12 protein-coding genes and 1 pseudogene are annotated in these 16,825 nt (G+C 38.7%); 6 read left to right on the top strand and 7 right to left on the bottom strand.

Annotated features, from left to right (window positions below; translation table 11 throughout):
* Positions 1–657 precede the first annotated feature (657 nt).
* Entirely contained in the window at positions 658–1,035 is a 378-nt protein-coding gene (locus AN393_RS18785) for a MerR family transcriptional regulator (RefSeq protein ID WP_055018870.1), read from the bottom strand.
* Between the two features lie 42 nt (positions 1,036–1,077).
* A complete protein-coding gene (gene cadR, locus AN393_RS18780) occupies positions 1,078–1,467 on the bottom strand; it encodes a Cd(II)/Pb(II)-responsive transcriptional regulator (protein WP_002962247.1) in 390 nt (129 codons plus the stop codon).
* Positions 1,468–1,545: 78 nt separating this feature from the next.
* Between cadR and AN393_RS18775 the strand changes: the two are divergent.
* Positions 1,546–2,276: pseudogene (locus AN393_RS18775) on the top strand (transglutaminase-like domain-containing protein).
* Positions 2,263–3,150: a cation diffusion facilitator family transporter gene (locus tag AN393_RS18770; RefSeq protein ID WP_002962252.1), complete on the top strand. Its 888-nt coding sequence runs from the start codon at positions 2,263–2,265 to the stop codon at positions 3,148–3,150. The pseudogene AN393_RS18775 and the gene AN393_RS18770 overlap by 14 nt, the downstream one beginning before the upstream one ends.
* Positions 3,151–3,234: 84 nt before the next feature.
* Here AN393_RS18770 and AN393_RS18765 read toward each other — a convergent pair whose 3' ends face one another.
* The 5 genes from AN393_RS18765 to AN393_RS18745 form a co-directional block, all read right to left on the bottom strand.
* Positions 3,235–6,363 (bottom strand): efflux RND transporter permease subunit, encoded by a 3,129-nt coding sequence (locus tag AN393_RS18765; protein WP_024032674.1) that lies wholly within the window; start codon positions 6,361–6,363, stop codon positions 3,235–3,237.
* Positions 6,364–6,373: 10 nt separating this feature from the next.
* Positions 6,374–7,270 (bottom strand): efflux RND transporter periplasmic adaptor subunit, encoded by an 897-nt coding sequence (locus AN393_RS18760; protein WP_002962254.1) that lies wholly within the window; start codon positions 7,268–7,270, stop codon positions 6,374–6,376.
* Between the two features lie 70 nt (positions 7,271–7,340).
* Entirely contained in the window at positions 7,341–8,633 is a 1,293-nt protein-coding gene (locus tag AN393_RS18755) for a TolC family protein (RefSeq protein WP_002962255.1), read from the bottom strand.
* A 73-nt stretch (positions 8,634–8,706) separates the two neighbouring features.
* On the bottom strand, positions 8,707–9,027 hold the full coding sequence (locus AN393_RS18750) for a hypothetical protein (protein WP_024032673.1): 321 nt from the start codon (positions 9,025–9,027) through the stop codon (positions 8,707–8,709).
* Between the two features lie 61 nt (positions 9,028–9,088).
* Complete coding sequence (locus AN393_RS18745) at positions 9,089–9,988, bottom strand: cation transporter (RefSeq protein WP_002962256.1); 900 nt, start codon at positions 9,986–9,988, stop codon at positions 9,089–9,091.
* Between the two features lie 189 nt (positions 9,989–10,177).
* Here AN393_RS18745 and AN393_RS18740 point away from each other — a divergent pair, with 189 nt between their 5' ends.
* From AN393_RS18740 to AN393_RS18725, 4 genes are all read left to right on the top strand, one after another.
* Positions 10,178–10,504: a hypothetical protein gene (locus AN393_RS18740; protein WP_010388429.1), complete on the top strand. Its 327-nt coding sequence runs from the start codon at positions 10,178–10,180 to the stop codon at positions 10,502–10,504.
* Between the two features lie 81 nt (positions 10,505–10,585).
* On the top strand, positions 10,586–11,803 hold the full coding sequence (locus AN393_RS18735; RefSeq protein WP_024032672.1) for a TolC family protein: 1,218 nt from the start codon (positions 10,586–10,588) through the stop codon (positions 11,801–11,803).
* A 64-nt stretch (positions 11,804–11,867) separates the two neighbouring features.
* Positions 11,868–13,124: an efflux RND transporter periplasmic adaptor subunit gene (locus AN393_RS18730; protein ID WP_055018869.1), complete on the top strand. Its 1,257-nt coding sequence runs from the start codon at positions 11,868–11,870 to the stop codon at positions 13,122–13,124.
* 11 nt (positions 13,125–13,135) lie between these two features.
* Positions 13,136–16,336 carry an efflux RND transporter permease subunit gene (locus AN393_RS18725; protein WP_055018868.1) on the top strand — a complete coding sequence of 1,067 codons (3,201 nt, stop codon included), beginning with the start codon at positions 13,136–13,138 and terminating at the stop codon, positions 16,334–16,336.
* The last annotated feature ends 489 nt before the right edge of the window (positions 16,337–16,825 follow it).

Raw genomic sequence — 16,825 nt, 5'->3', positions numbered from 1 at the left:
TTAAAGTACAAAACGGAAGTAAACTTCCGGTTTCTAACCCAATATTGCTATATTTCGGAAGCAAACTTCCGTTTATAGGAATTCAAAGGCAGTTATCGGAAATATACTTCTGTTTTTGAAAGCCTTAACTTAGATAGATATATGAGCCACTTTTCGGGGGGCTTATTTGAGCGAAAAGCAGACATTGACCGTTAATCGTTTCAACGACGGCAATTAGCCATACGTTGCATGTTTGCTCCCTTACTGGTTTTACGATATCCAAAACCGACATAACGACCATTAAGCAAATACCAAAGTAAAATAGGTATGTGCTCCAATCATATAGCCAAAGAGGATAAAGCGTTAATAGCACTGCTACAGGCCCTAGAATGCTGAAGACAGCTCTGGTATGGTTTTTATTTTGTGCCAGTTGTATAAGTTTACCAATAGTTCCAAAGATGCAAAAATAGGTAAGAGCGTATTTACAGCTATTCCTTCGAAGTGAGAGAAGAAGCCTAGTCCTAATGCCGATGCAAGTGACCTTAATGCAGGGAAGCAGGCCGTGCCGCTAGCCAAACGCCACTAGAGCCTACTCTGTCTAATATTTTATTTATCATTTGAAAGTCTATTGGTTGATATTACCATCATTCTAAACTCCGTATATAAGTACGGAGTCAATCATTTTAATGAATCAATTATGGGGCAATGTGTTGGATCTTCGTTTTGCATACAGGTATTTGTCATATCCACAATTACTTTCTCTAAACGTTGAAGGTCATTAATTTTGTCTCGAATGATTGCTAACTTTTGTCGGCTTAATAGCTCAACTTGAGTGCAGTTGCTGTCCATAGACATTAGCGATTTTATTTCTCTTAACGTAAAGCCGAGCGCTTTGGCTTTTGTGATAAACCTAAGTTGTCCTGCTATTGTTTCGTCATATTGTCTATAACCAGATATTGGTTTTTCAGGTTGTGTAATCAGCCCTTCTCGTTCATAAAAACGAATGGTTTCTACATTTAAATTTAATGATTGTGCTAATTTGCCAATGGTTTTCATTATTGCCTTTGTGAATACTACTAATCTAAAGTTATATTTAGTTTAGCTATCCAATGATTTGATGATGCCGCACGCTTCAATTGTATTGTCTGAACCACAAGCACTTGCCATCTGTTGTAATTCAGCTTTAAGCGCCCTTAATTCTTTCATACGTTTATTCACTAGTGCAAGTTGCTGATCAATTAATGCATTAACGCTAGAGCAGCTTTCTTCTGGCTTATTTTTTAATTCGATAAGACGTTTAATATCATTGAGTGATATATCTAGGCTGCGACAATGCTTTACGAATTCCAATTGTTTAAGTGCTTTACTATCATACAGCCTGAAATTACCTTCTGAACGGTTTGGATTTAACAGTAATCCTTCTCTTTCATAATATCTAATCGTTTGTATTGAACAGCCCGATTTTTTTGACAATTCGCCTATTTTCATCAATTTCCCCCAGACATTTGACTCTATAGTTACTATAGGATCTATAGTATAGGTATGCAACGAAAGGGATATATAAAAATGACTGAGAAATATTTAAACAATACGAATATCGTTAATTTTGAACACAAAGATATCCAATCCCTGATCGATCAACGAGGGTGGAAAAATTTGGATAATTTCAACAAAATTGGTGCCGCTTATCAGTTTGTAAAAGATGAAATAATGTTTGGCTATAACAAGAGTGATGATATTTCAGCAAGCGATGTGCTAGCAGATGGTTATGGACAATGTAATACTAAGGGTAATCTGTTAATGGCACTATTGCGTGGACTAGGTATCCAGTGTCGTTTCCAAGGTTTTACCATTGATCAGCAACTACAAAAAGGTGCTATCCCAAGCTTGTATTTTGGTTAGCACCTAAATACATCATTCATAGTTGGGTAGAAGTTTACTTTGAAGGGCGTTGGATAAACTTAGAGGGCTTTATATTGGATGAGCAATACTTAAGCTCACTACAGCAGAAATTTAGCCAAGCAAAAGATGAGTTTTGTGGTTATGGTGTTGCAACAAAGTGCTTATCTTCACCCGGTACGGATTGGCGTGTTGAGGATACCTATATTCAAAAAGAAGGTATTCATGACGACTTTGGGCTTTATGATTCACCAGATAAGTTCTATCTCGAAAAAGGTACTAATCTATCAGGTGTAAAACGTTGGTTGTATCAACGAGTGATCCGACATTTGATTAATATGAATGTATCAAAAATAAGAAATAAAAAAGTACTGGAGGTACAAAATGCACAACCATAGTCACAGTCATCAGCATGGTAAAGACGACCGGATTGGTTGGGCATTTTTCCTTAATGTGATATTTACCATTATCGAATTTATAGGTGGTTGGCTCACAAACAGTACGGCGATAATGGCGGATGCCGTTCACGATCTTGGTGATAGTCTTTCAATAGGTTTTGCGTGGATTTTAAGTCGTTTTTCAGATAAAGAAGCATCAGACAAATTCAGCTATGGTTATCGCCGACTTACACTTTTTGGTGCATTGGTAAATAGTATTGTTTTGATTATCGGCTCTATTTGGGTTTTATTTGAAGCAATACCTAAGCTGTCCAATCCTGAAATGCCTGTAGTTGAGGGGATGTTAGGGCTAGCCATACTCGGTGTTGCCGTAAATGGTTATGCGGTATTCAAATTAAAAGCGGGTGAAACACTAAATGAAAAAGTGCTGACATGGCACCTACTTGAAGATGTACTCGGTTGGGTTGCCGTTCTTATAGTCTCTATTGTATTGTTGTTCGTTGAACTGCCGATATTAGATCCTCTATTATCAATAGGGTTTACGCTGTTTATCTTATTTAACGTTTTCAAAAATCTTAAATCAACATTGGTGCTTTTTCTTCAAGCTGCACCCGATAAAGAGACCCAAGAGCGTATTAAGCAGTCATTAATTGAATTTCCTGAAGTAAATGGTATACACCATATGCATTTTTGGTCACTGGATGGTGAAAGTCACGTTTTAACAGCGCACCTTGAGCTGAGTGACAACTTTGACGTTAAAGAATTAATTAAGCTTAAACAAGAGGTTGCAGCTAAATTATCTTCCTATCATTTATCGCATACGACGATAGAGTTTGAGTTTTTAAATGAAAATTGTAGGGATGAAGCAGAGTAAGTTTTATCAATAAAATTTTGGAGCATACAATATAAAAAGCAGCTTAATTAGGCATAACTTAGTAATTAAGCTGCTTTTTTGCTTTTAGATTTCGTCGGATTGCTGTTTGTTACTCTCAGCGCCATGCGCCCATTGATATAAAATAGGCAATACAAACAAAGTTAAAATGGTAGAAGATACAATACCGCCGATAACAACTGTTGCTAGTGGTCGTTGTACTTCTGCACCAATTCCAGTGTTTAACGCCATTGGAATAAAACCTAAACTTGCGACCAGTGCCGTCATTAAAATAGGTCTTAAACGAATGATGGCACCTTCAATGATCGCTACGTATAGGTCGCCTTTTTCATGCCAAAGATCTCGAATAAAAGCCAACATAACCAAGCCATTTAATACTGCGACACCTGACAATGCAATGAAGCCGACACCTGCCGAAATTGATAAGGGCATGTCTCTTAAATAAAGTGAAAATACGCCCCCTGTTAATGCTAAAGGCACGCCACTGAAAATGATTAATGCATCTTTTAATGAACCAAATGCTATAATCAAAATACCTAAGATAACAACCAATGTTATCGGTACAACTAGGCTTAATCGCTTACTTGCTGATTCTAGTTGTTCAAACGTTCCACCATAATCAAGCCAGTATCCTGCTGGAATTTCTCCTTCCTGATTAATTTTAGCTTTAACTTCTTTTACAAAACCGCCTAAATCTCTACCACGAACATTGACGGTAACCACAACTCTTCTTTTTCCGTTCTCTCGGCTAATCTGCGCGGGTAAAGACTCTGATTTAAGCTCTGCAACTTCTTCAATTGGCACATAGTTACCATTCTCAAGTGGAAGCGGCAGATGCTTCAAGCTATCGATATCCGTTCTTATTTGCTCTGGTAGGCGAACAACTAACTCAAACCGTCTGTCACCTTCATAAATGATCCCCGCAGATTCACCGCCAATCGCAGTGGCAACCCAGTCTTGCAATTCGGTAACGTTCAATCCATACCTACCAAGCGCTTCTCGTTTAGGAATTACTGATAAAGATGGAACACCTGTGACCTGTTCCATTCGAGCATCAGCGGCACCATCCACGGTTTTCACAATATTTAGAATATCTTTTGCGGTAAGTAATAACCGATCCAAATCATCACCAAATATTTTGATGCCGACATCAGCTCTAACGCCAGAAATCAATTCATTGAAACGCATTTGAATAGGCTGAGTGAATTCATAGTTGTTGCCTGGAATGTTTTTCAGTACTTTTTCCATTTCTTCAACTAATTCACTTCTTGGTTTTGAAGGTTCGGCCCATTCTTTACGTGGTTTTAAAATAACAAAGATATCAGCAATACTCGGTGGCATTGGGTCGGTTGCTACTTCTGGTGTGCCAATGCGCGAGAATACTTTATCAACTTCAGGAAACGCTTTAATACGTTGCTCAAGTACTTCTTGCATTTCTACTGATTGCTCTAGGCCAGTCGATGGAATTCTTAATGCCTGTAGTGCAATATCACCTTCATTTAATTGAGGAACAAATTCTGTCCCAAGCGTAGTTGCTAACCAAAGGCTATACCCCATTAACAGCGTTGAGAATGAAACAATAATCCAACGAAATTTCATCGCCATTTTTAACAATGGTTCATAAATAGACTTGGTTGAACGAATAACTACACTTTCTTTTTCGCTGATTTTACCTTTCATAAACACAGCTACAGCAGCAGGAACCAGTGTAACTGAAAGGATCATTGCGGAAATTAACGCCATAACGACAGTTGCCGCCATAGGGTGGAACATTTTCCCTTCAACGCCAGTTAGCGTGAAAATGGGGATGTAAACAACAGTGATAATTGCCACACCAAACAAGCTTGGACGTATCACTTCTGAAGTGGCTTCAAAAACGGTATTTAGGCGTTCTCTTAAGTCTTGCCTATGACCGTTGTGTTGGGCCTGTGCTAACCTACGGACAGAGTTTTCAACGATGATTACAGCCCCGTCCACTATCAAGCCAAAGTCCAATGCGCCGAGACTCATTAAATTGGCAGATACTCCTGCTTGCACCATACCTGTGATTGTCATTAACATGGAAATAGGGATAACAGCAGCGGTAATGAGAGCTGCACGTAAATTTCCAAGTAGAATAAATAACACAACAATAACTAAAAGCGCACCTTCAACGAGGTTTTTGGTAACGGTTGCAATCGCTTTATCTACTAACGTTGTTCTGTCGTAAACAGGCTCTGCGGTAATGCCCTTTGGCAGAGATTTTTGTATTTCGCTGAGCTTATGTTCCACTTCTAAAGCAACGGTGCGAGAATTCTCACCAATCAGCATCATGGTTGTACCAAGCACTGTCTCAATGCCATTACGAGTAGCAGCCCCTGTTCTAAGTTCTTTGCCTATAGCAACATTGGCAACATCACTTATTTTTACAGGAATACCATCGTTCTTTTTGATGATGACATTGAGGATTTCATCCATTGTCGCAAGTTGCCCGATGGAGCGCACTAACACTTGTTGTCCGTTTTGCTCAATATAACCCGCGCCACGGTTATCATTATTTTTACGTAATGCATCAGAAACGTCTTCAAAGCTTACCTGATGAAAAAGTAATTTTTCGGGTTTCGGCGTTATATGATACTGCTTGTTATAGCCGCCGATGCTGTTGACCTCAATGACGCCTTTAACTTGAGCCAATTGCGGTTTAATGATCCAGTCTTGTATTTCTCTTAAAGCAATAGCGGTATAAGGCTCTCCATTAGGCATTTTAGCGTCAGGAGAAGCTTGTACGGTATACATAAATATTTCACCAAGCCCTGTGGAAATAGGACCCATCTCTGGCTCTAAGCCAGAGGGAATAACGCCTTTTATCGCAGCTAATCTTGCATTGATTAAGTTGCGTGCGAAATAAATGTCGGTTCCCTCTTCAAAGATAACGGTCACCTGGGATAAACCATATCTTGAAAGAGAGCGGGTGTGAGACAGCTTTGGTAGTCCAGCTAATGCGTTTTCTACTGGAAAAGTTACCCTTTGCTCCGCTTCTAAAGGTGAATAACCGGGGGCAGAGGTATTTATTTGTACCTGTACGTTTGTTATATCTGGAACAGCATCAATGGGAAGTTTTTGATAACTCCACATACCAACGCCGATGATTACCATCAGCAAGCTTAATACTAAATAGCGCCTATTTATTGCAAGACGCAAAATTGATTCAATCATATTGCGTCTCCTAATCGTCGTCTTCTACTTCAGATTTCAAGATATCTGCTTTAATCAGATAACTGTTTTTGTTTACATATTCAGCGTCTTTACTGAGGCCATCAATGACCTCGATATAGTTTTTGTCTGAACGACCAAGGACAAGTGGTGCAAACTCGTACTCTTCATTTTCTTTTACAAAGACACCTAATTGTCCACCTAGCTCTTGTATGGCAACTTTCTCGACCGCTAAATCCACCTCAAATTGGTTTATCTTTACGTTGCCTTTTAATAATTGACCTGACGTTAGCTTTAACTCAGTGTTGTTTAATCGTACCCGTGCTAAAACATAAGGCTGATCTTTAGCTGGAATAATATTAGTGATGACTGAACTGAATGCGTGTTCACCTTGCTCAATATCAACATGCTGACCGACTTTGATTTGATTATATTGGCTGGTAAACACCTTAAATTCAGCCCACAAGGTGTCAAATTTGACGATTTCAAACAAGCTAGTGTTTTGCGTGATACCGCCAATATTTCCATTTCGCTGTAAAACAGTCCCAGAAACAGGCGATGTTATTTTATAAGTATTTAAGCTCTCATTAGATTCAATAACGGCTAATAGATCGCCTTTTTTTACCGTATCACCAACAGTGAAGTTTATTGTCTTTATAACGCCGTTATATCTAGCGCTAACTTGAAATAATTGTTCAGCGCCTATCGTCGTAGAGCCGTATACAGGGATAGTTTGGTTCAACGTTTTTGAAGCTAAATAGGCTGTTTCAACACCAACCTTTTTTGCCATGTTATTGTCGATTTTGCTTATGCCTTCTTCGCCTTCATGTTCATCTTCACTAGCGAAAACACTTTGAATGGGTGATAGATACCCAATAAAAATCAATAGTGCGAGTAAATAGTTTTTCATTTTGAATTCCTAAACGATTCAGTTAATCACTGAATCAATAAATTGTTATTAAACTTAAAGTGATGTTTATTTAGAGTGACAGCGCTTCGTTTGTTAGTTTTTCTATCTCTGCGCCATAAATTAGGGCAGCAGATGCCGCGTCAATAAGGGTTCGCCGAGCATTTAACAGCTCTTGTCTAGCCGATACATAATCAAGATATCCATATCGACCTTTTTGATAGGCGTCTTGAGTATCTTCCAGTGCATCTTCAAGCATTGGGATAACCGACTGCTTTAATGAATTAGCTGTTAATATGGCTTGTTTTCTATTGGAGTATGCTCGTAGTAAGTGATTTCTAAATCTTAACTTAGTCGCCTCTTTCTCTATGGCAACTTGGTCACGCTCTGCTAGCGCACTAGCGATTGCGCCAGAATTTCGCTTTTCAGCAAACAAAGGTAAGCTAAAGCCAGCGACCAGTGCCGTATCATTGGCTTCTTGAGAGCGCCTAACACCAACAGACCATTTGATATTGGCCGTTGACTCTGTTTTAGCCAACTGTAACTCGGCCTCTTTTAGTCGCTGCTCACTTGCATAAACTTGAATAGCAGGGTTTTTCTCTAATTTCGCAAAGAGACTACTAAAATCACTATCATTGCCAAATTGAAACAGATCTCCAGTTACTCTAGAGAATGACACTGATGTTTCTCCCCAGTAAGCTGATAAAGAAAGCTTTAGATATTCCAAGCGCTTTTGTTCAGATTGAAGGGTGAGGTTAGCCTGAGCAATAACTGCTTTTGAGCGTTTCACTTCAGCCTCAGGAGTAGCACCTGCGCGGTTACGCTGAGATACAATCTCTAAGGTTTCTTGTGCTAAGCTCAAAGCATTTTCTGCCAATATAACTCTTTGTTGGGCTGCAAGTACTTCCACGTACTTCTCAGTGACTTGAGCCATTAAATTAAGCGCAGAGACTTCTTTTTCAGCAGTGAGTAGTGTTCTTGATTTTGAAACAATTCCAATCCGCGCTGAGCGTTTATCTCCCATTTCGATAACCGAAGATAGAGCGACTGTTAATTCAGCACTGTCGAATGTATTAAATTCACCTGAGCCTGCAAAGTTCTCAGCTTCAAGCTCTAGTTCATAAGCAGGATTTAAACTTGCGATTTGTTCTCGTCCAATTAATGCCGTTTGCTTGAAATCAAATATTTTAAGTTCTGGATTTTGTTTAAGCGTCCACTGAATTGCCTCTTGAAGGTTTAACTGCTTCTCAAAGGCATAAACATTAAATGTAAAAAGTGACAAAGCGAGAAACGCGATATATTTAAGCCGAGGTGTTACACACCTTAAAATTGCTATCTTGCGATGCACACAGGTATTAAGTGCCATGTATACTTTCCTATAAATTTATATGTGATATTTAGGTCATTAACATTTGACCTTTCTTAATTTTCTATAAAATTTAGGCGTATTTAGGTGGGCGGAATGGCACCGAGATATAGCCTTTTAGCTCAGGGGAAACTAAGGCGTAGGTAAGGAAGTGATCTGTTGCTTGTAAAATATTACAAGAAGAATCTGTATTTAAAAATAACTGACAGCAGCAACAAAAATTACAATTATCAATTAAAGTTTGGCTATTACCCTCCTCAAATAAATTAGAGCTTTCAGGAGCTTTTAGCGGGGTAATAGACTCAGTTAGTGATATATTAAAAGAACTTTCAATTAAGTTTCCTTCAATCTCTTCTTGCGAAAAAAACACAGACTGCACCGCGATTAAAATCATTATCACGTATGATATATATGGTTTAAAATATGACGGGTGCATTCTTTTAACTACTTTCTACTTAAGACTTTAGCTGTAAGATGCGGCGAGCACCGTTTAAAACGACAACAGCAATAATCAAACCAATCACTAAATCTGGATAACGGCTGCTAGTTACTGTAACTAATAAGCCAGCTAAGATTACACCTACGTTTGCGATTACGTCATTTGCGGAAAAAATCCAACTCGCTTTCATATGAGCGCCGTCTTCTTTGTTGCCAAATATTAAAAACAGACAAGCAATGTTAGCGATTAGTGCTATTCCACCAAATATCATCATTAAAGAAGAGATAGGTTCACTACCGTAAATAAAGCGTCTTACGACTTCACTCAAAGCACCTAGCGCTAGAATAATTTGAAGTACACCAGATATATGTGCCGCTCTAAGTTTCATGCTTATGCTTTTACCGACAGCATATATAGCTAAACCATAAACAGCAGCATCAGCAAACATATCTAATGAGTCGGCAATAAGGCCAGCAGATTGCGCAATAATCCCAGCAATTACTTCTATAAAAAACATGACTCCATTAATGGCTAACAACCATTTTAGCGTTGATGCTTCTTTCATCTCATTTTTTTGGGCTAGATCTTTTGCTTTTGCAGCTTCGGTGCTGCAACTTTCTTTAGTTGATGCCAACTCTGCACCGAGATTGAGTTGTTGTAATTTTTTTGTTATCTCATCTAAATTTTCATCATGAAAAACCTTGACTAAACGGCTAGGAATATCAAATTGCAACCCAACTGAAGGCTCAATTGAGTCAAGTGCTAACCTAATCAATCTCTCTTCTGAAGGACAGTCCATTTGAGGTACTTTAAATGTACTGACAAACGCGCCACTATAGTTATCTAATTGTGTATCAATTTTTACATCTTCATTGGTAGAAGATGATTGACACTGACCACTACATTTTTCTGACATATTTAACACTCCGTAATAATATTAAAATAAGTATAAAATCTATAGTGGCTATAGAGTCAAATAAAAAATTATTTAATGTAAAAGCGTGGAAACTGAATTGAAAAGCTAGTTTAAGAAAATAGTTTCTGCTAGTATTTTAAATACTATATTTAACTGGTGATAACTTTGAACCTTAATGTTGTACTAAAAATGCTCTTGGTTATTTCGATTGTTTTACAATCGTTAACTGCTGTAGCATCCTCAACATCTGAGAATCACCAAATAGATATAGAGCACCTTCAAACTCAACATGATCATGCAGATGATCGAAATGTCTCAAATGATAATGTAGGTGATGAGCAGCATAATGAAAAAGATTGTCATCACTGCGGTCATTGCAGTGGCAGCCACTTATCTTGGATTTTAGTCAGTAATTCAAATACCACGGGCAAACTAAACATTATCAATAAAACGCCTTATCAAATTGATCAAACAAATACTTACCTTGAAGCGATACTTCGCCCACCCATTTCTTAATTAGATTGATTTTTAATGACCTATTTGTCCATGAGAAGGATAAAGGGTTCGTGTTTATAAATTAAAAAATTAAGAAGTTTTATGTATATATTTTTAAAAAATGCAGGTTTAACCCTGTCTTTATGCATGGCTGTGAGTTTTTCAGTTGCCACTTATGGCAAACAGAAAAGTATTTCATGGCTAGATAGTCAAATAAATAAAGATCCCGAAGTTGTTGCGGCTAAAGAGTTACTTAATGCAAGTAATCATAGAGCCAAAAGCTTAACTCAAGCCGTATATAACCCAGAGCTTGAAGCAAGCTATGAAAAAGAAGGTGATTTTGATAATTACTCTATTGGTATCAGTCAAACGATAGATTTTTGGGATAAGCAATCAACAAATAAAACCATTGGTGAAATTGATGTTTATGCAAACCAGCAACAATTGTTATCTCTACTCGATTCTAAAAAGGCTAATGCCTTAACTGCATTAGTTAATTGGCAAGCAGCAAAAAAAGCTGCTCAGTTACTTTCAGAAAGAGAAGAGCAATTGCAAACGCTCGTTGGAATTGTTGAAGACAAACGAAAAGCTGGACTTCTAGAGCCACTTGACGCTGAGCTAGTCTATTTAAACTTGTCGCAAATTTTTAGTGAAATATCTGAGTCTCAAATTGCTTTGAAAAATGCAGAGGTAAAGGTTCAGGAGTTATTGCCTGATTGGACGCCTAATACTACCAATTTGTTTTCATTTACTTTTGGAGCAACAAGCTACTCATTTAACTCCCAGTGGGTTGAGGAACATCCAAAAGTTAAACTTGCTAGAGCGAAATGGAAGGGACAACAATCTAAAGCTCAACTAACCACTATGGAATCTAAAGCTAATCCAACCATTGGCGTTAGCGCAGGGAAAAGTGGAGATGAAGACTTGGTTGGTGTGACTTTTTCAATGCCTTTAAACATCAGAAATAACTATACAGATAATGTTAAAGCCGCTTATTCAGAAGCCATTGCAGCCGAGGCGAATTTTCAGTCGGTATATCGAAAGCAGTCTTTTGAAGCAAAAGCTAATTATGAATCGCTTAATGTCAGTAGAAAATACTACGAGCAATGGCAAAAGCTCACCCAAGGTAGGTTGGCTAGCAGCGCAAATTTATTAAATAAGCGCTGGCAAGCTGGTGACATAAACACTTCTGATTATTTACTCGCATTAAATCAACGTGCGGAAGGGCTTCATGCAGGAATACGTTTGGAAAATCAATTCAAGCTTGCAGAAATATCCTTCATTTTAAGTATGGGTCAGTTATCCAAATTTGAGATTTGAGCGCTTTGTTTTTTCAGTAGCGAAAAACGAAATCTTAAATTTATTAAAAATATAGGTTACAAAAATGAATACAGTAATTAGTAAAAAATTTTTAGCCGTAGTAATTAGCAGCCTGTTAGTTGGGTTTAGTACAAATCATGATGCTTTTGCACAGTCGTCAGATGGAACTGGTTCTGTCACAAACGTTTCGAAACAAGAAGAAAAAGAACATCAAGATGAGCATGAACACGAAAAGGGACATGAAGAAGATAAAGGTGACCATGACGAGCACGGCCATGAAGGTGGTAATAGAGAGGGAGAAGAAGAACATGAAGAAGGTATCACTATTGATCCAAAGAAGATGTCGCTTGCTAACATTAAAGTGGAAAGTGTTAAGCCTGAATATCAATTTAGCTCCGTATATGCACCTGGCGAAATAAAAGCTAATGGCTATAAAAGTTATGTGGTATCACCACGTACAGAGTCAGTAATTATCAGTCGCCATGCAGCGCTTGGCGAGTATGTAGAAATAGGTCAGAAGTTAGTTACATTATTTAGTGAAGCAATGGCACAAGCACAAGCTGACTATTTAATCGCTTCAACCGAATGGCAACGTGTAAAAAAGCTGGGTAATAAGACGGTGAGTGAAAGTCGATTATTACAAGCTGAAACAACATACAATGCGAGCTATGGCAAGCTCATTGCTTTAGGGTTAACTGAAAAAGCAATAAATGGTATTTCTAACAAAGACATTAAAGCATTTGGACAATATGCATTAACGGCGCACCGTGAAGGTGTCGTGCTTCAAGACGACTTTATCCAAGGGCAACGTGTTGATGCTGGGGATTCAGTCATGTTGTTAGCTGATGAAAAACAACTATGGGTTGAAGCAAAAGTTTCTCCAAATAAAAAGCTAAATTTATCAATTGATTCTCCTGCGGTACTTAAATTAGAAGGCCAGAGTTACAATGCCAAAGTTATCCAAGAAGCCCATACAATTGATCCCGTAACTCGTACAAGAATTATTAGATTGGGGGTACAGAATGCTGATGATAACCTTCATTCAGGTATGTTTGTAAAAGTTTACTTTCAGTTTGCCACAAAGCAGAAAGTGATGGCTGTGCCAGAAGAAGCATTGATCCGCAGCGCAGATGGTGATTGGACCGTATTTGTCGAAGACCACCCTGGAGAATTTAAAGCTGTAGAAGTAGAACTAGGCCGAGCCTTAGGTGATTTTAGGGAAATCATTGGCCTTGATAGTGGGACGCGAATTGTAACCAAAGGCGCATTTTTTGTTGCTTCTGAAATCGCTAAAGGCGGATTTGATCCGCATAACCACTAAGGAGCAAGACTATGTTTAATAAAATAATAGATTGGTCTGTTAATAATAGACTCCTGATTTTGATTGCGCTGTTTGCCACAATTGTCGGCGCAATTATGGTTATACCAAAACTAAATTTAGATGCCTTTCCTGATGTTACTAATGTTCAAGTTGCTGTAAATACTGAAGCGCCAGGACTAGCTGCTGAAGAAGTTGAACAACTCATTACGTACCCCATTGAAGCGGTCATGTATGCCTTACCTGATGTAGAACAAGTGCGCTCAATTTCTAAGACAGGCTTGTCTGGCGTCACGGTTGTTTTCAAAGAAGGCACCGACATTTACTTTGCAAGACAACTTGTATTTGAGCGTCTTCAAGCCGCAAAAGAACTGATACCAGAAGGTGTCGGCACACCCGAAATGGGGCCAAACACCTCAGGGCTAGGCCAAGTATTTCAGTACCTTCTTATTTCAGATAAAGATGCAGGCTATGATGCTATGGCACTCAGGAGTCTCAATGATTGGGTAGTAAAATTACTCGTTATGCCTGTCGATGGTGTTACTGATGTACTCTCCTTTGGAGGTATTGTTAGGCAGTACCAAGTAAATGTAGATCCATCTAAGCTTCTTTCTTATAACCTAACGCAAGAAGACGTTGTTGGTGCCCTAGATAACAACAATGCCAATGTTGGCGGATGGTATATGAACCGTGGGCAAGAGCAGCTTGTTATTAGAGGTGCAGGTTGGTTTGAAAGTGGTGACGCTGGTATTAGTAATATCAAACAAGTTCCCGTCAAAACAGTTGATGGGACAGTTGTGACGGTTTCGGATATTGCTAAAGTTGAAATGGGCAGTGAAATTCGTCAAGGTGCTGTCACAATGACGCGCAAAACCGAAGACGGTAAAGTCGAAAATTTAGGTGAAGTTGTCTCTGGCATTGTCTTAAAACGCATGGGGTCTAATACTAAAGCCACCATTGATGGTATCAATGCAAGAATCCCATTGATTAATCAAGCATTGCCTAAAGGTGTTCGCTTTGAACCATTTTATGATCAGGCTGATTTGATTGAAAAAGCCGTTGATACAGTAGTTGATGCACTATTACTAGCATTTATTTTCATCTGTATTGTATTAGCACTATTTTTAATGAATATACGTGCAACCTTCCTTGTCCTAATATCTATTCCAATTTCAATTGGTATCGCGTTAATGATCATGGCTTGGTGGGGCATTTCTGCAAACCTTATGTCATTGGGTGGCATTGCCGTAGCCATTGGTATGCTAGTTGATGGTTCAGTCGTGATGGTTGAAAACATGTTTAAGCATTTAAATAGACCAGACTCTACCCATTTAAAAACTGTAAAAGAAAGAGTGCCTAGTGCTGATACTGATCCACATGATGTAGAACAAGATGAGCATGGTATTAAGTTACGTCTTCAAAATGCGGGTAAAGAAGTGGCTCGTCCCGTATTTTTTGCAGCTTCTATTATTTTAGTTGTATTTACGCCTTTATTTAGCTTTGAAGGTGTTGAGGCAAAGTTATTTCAACCTATGGCAATAAGCATCATTTTAGCTGTTATATCTGCTATTGTGGTTGCGTTGTTTTTTGTACCCGCTTTAGCTACTTATTTATTTAAGTCAGGTGTAAAAGAGAGGGAAAGCTTTGTTCTTAGGCCATTAGACAAACTCTACAGAAAAGGGCTTACATTCGCACTAAAACGCACCAAATTAGTCATTTCAGCCGCACTTATATTAGTTTTCTCTGCCTTTGCATTAGTTCCATTAATTGGTACTGAATTTGTACCTGAGTTAGAAGAAGGGACGATAAACTTAAGAGCAACGCTTGCACCTTCTTCCAGTTTAGATACCGCGCTCACTGTGGCACCAATTCTAGAAGAAAAACTAATGGCTTTTCCTGAAGTAACCTATGCATTAAGCCGAATTGGTCGAGCAGAAATAGGTGGAGACCCAGAGCCAGTGAATAACATCGAAATTTACATAGGGTTGAAGCCTGTTTCTGAGTGGACCAGTGCATCTAATCGATATGAACTTCAAGGAAAAATGGAGAGATCTCTAGAAGAATTCCCTGGGTTGCTACTCAACTTTTCTCAACCTATTGCGACTCGTGTCGATGAGCTACTATCTGGTGTTAAGGCTCAGTTGGCGATAAAGTTGTTTGGGCCTGAACTTGAGGTACTGGCGGCTAAAGGTCAAGAAATAGAAACAGCAATTAAAAACATTGAAGGTGCAAGGGATGTTGCATTGGAGCAAATTGCTGGTGAAGCGCAATTGGTGATAAGTCCTAACAGGCAAGAACTATCACGCTTTGGATTGTCTGTGAGTGACATAATGGAGGTTGTGCGTGATGGTATTGGTGGTGTTGCAGCCGGACAAATAATCAATGGTAATGAACGTTATGATATTTACGTTCGCATAGAGGAAGAGTACCGAAGTAACAAAGAAGCTATTGCTGATATTCGGCTTCAATCACCTACTGGTGCTTGGGTGCGACTGGGTGACGTAGCCTCAGTCTCATTTGAGTCAGGCCCACCACAAGTTAGACGCGATGATGTACAACGAAGAGTCGTTATCCAAGCAAATGTACAAAATCGAGATATGGGAAGCGTGGTTGCCGATATCAGAACGGTAATTGCTGAAAAGGTTGACTTACCTTCAGGTTATTCTGTTTCGATTGGAGGCCAGTTCGAAAGTCAAAAACGTGCTCAAAATAGGTTAGCTATAGTTGTACCTTTATCGTTAGCACTAATCGCACTACTACTTTACTTTGCCTTTGGTTCTGTTGGTCAAGCTATGCTGATATTGGTCAACGTGCCGCTTGCTGTAATTGGCGGAGTTTTCTCCTTATATTTATCTGGACAATACTTGTCTGTACCAAGCTCCGTTGGCTTTATTACCTTATTTGGTGTAGCGGTATTGAATGGGGTCGTTATGGTAGAAAGTATCAACCAACGTATTAAAGACGGTCTAGAAGCATCTAAAGCCGTTTTTGAAGGCGCTACTTCAAGATTAAGACCTGTACTTATGACTGCTATAACATCAGCTTTAGGTTTGATACCGATGTTAATGTCTAATGGTGTTGGTGCAGAAATACAGCGCCCATTAGCGAGTGTTATTGTTGGCGGCTTGGTAACTGCAACACTGTTAACATTATTTGTTTTACCTGTTTTATATCGCTGGTTTTCAGAGAAAAAAATAAAAGAGCTATCCAGATAAAATTACTGTGAACTCTAACCCCACGCTAAAGTCACGTTTAGCGTGGGGTTATTGAGTAGATGAACGAAAAGAAAGATTAGATTTAACAATAAACTAATAGTCATGACTGCTTTGTCGGAATATTTGTCGTTAAACAGGCCAAAGCTAACTTCCGCTTTCGTATCTTTGCAGTCTTAATCTCTATGTGTCTCAAGGTCGGCTTATGGCACAGAGCAGACCGCCGGTAATTATTGAGTGATGCAATCCACGGCTATAACTGCCCATGAATACAAGTTCTTTATGTAATGAAAAATAAAGATGCGCTGTTGCTACTCCGCAAAGCATCGGCCTAAATAAACTCTACCTCGAAGTAAACCGATTAGCTTTCGTATAACAGATAGGGCAAATTATCAATTCAAATCACTTACTGTAATAGATGTTTTCAAGCGATTTCTCGTTGTTTAAGAAATTTACCTAATAAAAAACATAATTATTTTTAGAGTGTAATTT

This window comes from Pseudoalteromonas sp. P1-25 (genome assembly GCF_001401805.1).
Lineage (GTDB): Bacteria > Pseudomonadota > Gammaproteobacteria > Enterobacterales > Alteromonadaceae > Pseudoalteromonas.
The sequence above is the reverse complement of the archived record's forward strand: the minus strand, read 5'-3'. Positions and strand labels throughout refer to the sequence as shown.

What these genes read in the sequence shown, in the direction of transcription:
- AN393_RS18785 (WP_055018870.1), bottom strand. Translation starts at nt 1,035, where the DNA reads ATGAAAACCATTGGCAAATTAGCACAATCATTAAATTTAAATGTAGAA.
- cadR (WP_002962247.1), bottom strand. Translation starts at nt 1,467, where the DNA reads ATGAAAATAGGCGAATTGTCAAAAAAATCGGGCTGTTCAATACAAACG.
- AN393_RS18770 (WP_002962252.1), top strand. Translation starts at nt 2,263, where the DNA reads ATGCACAACCATAGTCACAGTCATCAGCATGGTAAAGACGACCGGATT.
- AN393_RS18765 (WP_024032674.1), bottom strand. Translation starts at nt 6,363, where the DNA reads ATGATTGAATCAATTTTGCGTCTTGCAATAAATAGGCGCTATTTAGTA.
- AN393_RS18760 (WP_002962254.1), bottom strand. Translation starts at nt 7,270, where the DNA reads ATGAAAAACTATTTACTCGCACTATTGATTTTTATTGGGTATCTATCA.
- AN393_RS18755 (WP_002962255.1), bottom strand. Translation starts at nt 8,633, where the DNA reads ATGGCACTTAATACCTGTGTGCATCGCAAGATAGCAATTTTAAGGTGT.
- AN393_RS18750 (WP_024032673.1), bottom strand. Translation starts at nt 9,027, where the DNA reads ATGATTTTAATCGCGGTGCAGTCTGTGTTTTTTTCGCAAGAAGAGATT.
- AN393_RS18745 (WP_002962256.1), bottom strand. Translation starts at nt 9,988, where the DNA reads ATGTCAGAAAAATGTAGTGGTCAGTGTCAATCATCTTCTACCAATGAA.
- AN393_RS18740 (WP_010388429.1), top strand. Translation starts at nt 10,178, where the DNA reads ATGCTCTTGGTTATTTCGATTGTTTTACAATCGTTAACTGCTGTAGCA.
- AN393_RS18735 (WP_024032672.1), top strand. Translation starts at nt 10,586, where the DNA reads ATGTATATATTTTTAAAAAATGCAGGTTTAACCCTGTCTTTATGCATG.
- AN393_RS18730 (WP_055018869.1), top strand. Translation starts at nt 11,868, where the DNA reads ATGAATACAGTAATTAGTAAAAAATTTTTAGCCGTAGTAATTAGCAGC.
- AN393_RS18725 (WP_055018868.1), top strand. Translation starts at nt 13,136, where the DNA reads ATGTTTAATAAAATAATAGATTGGTCTGTTAATAATAGACTCCTGATT.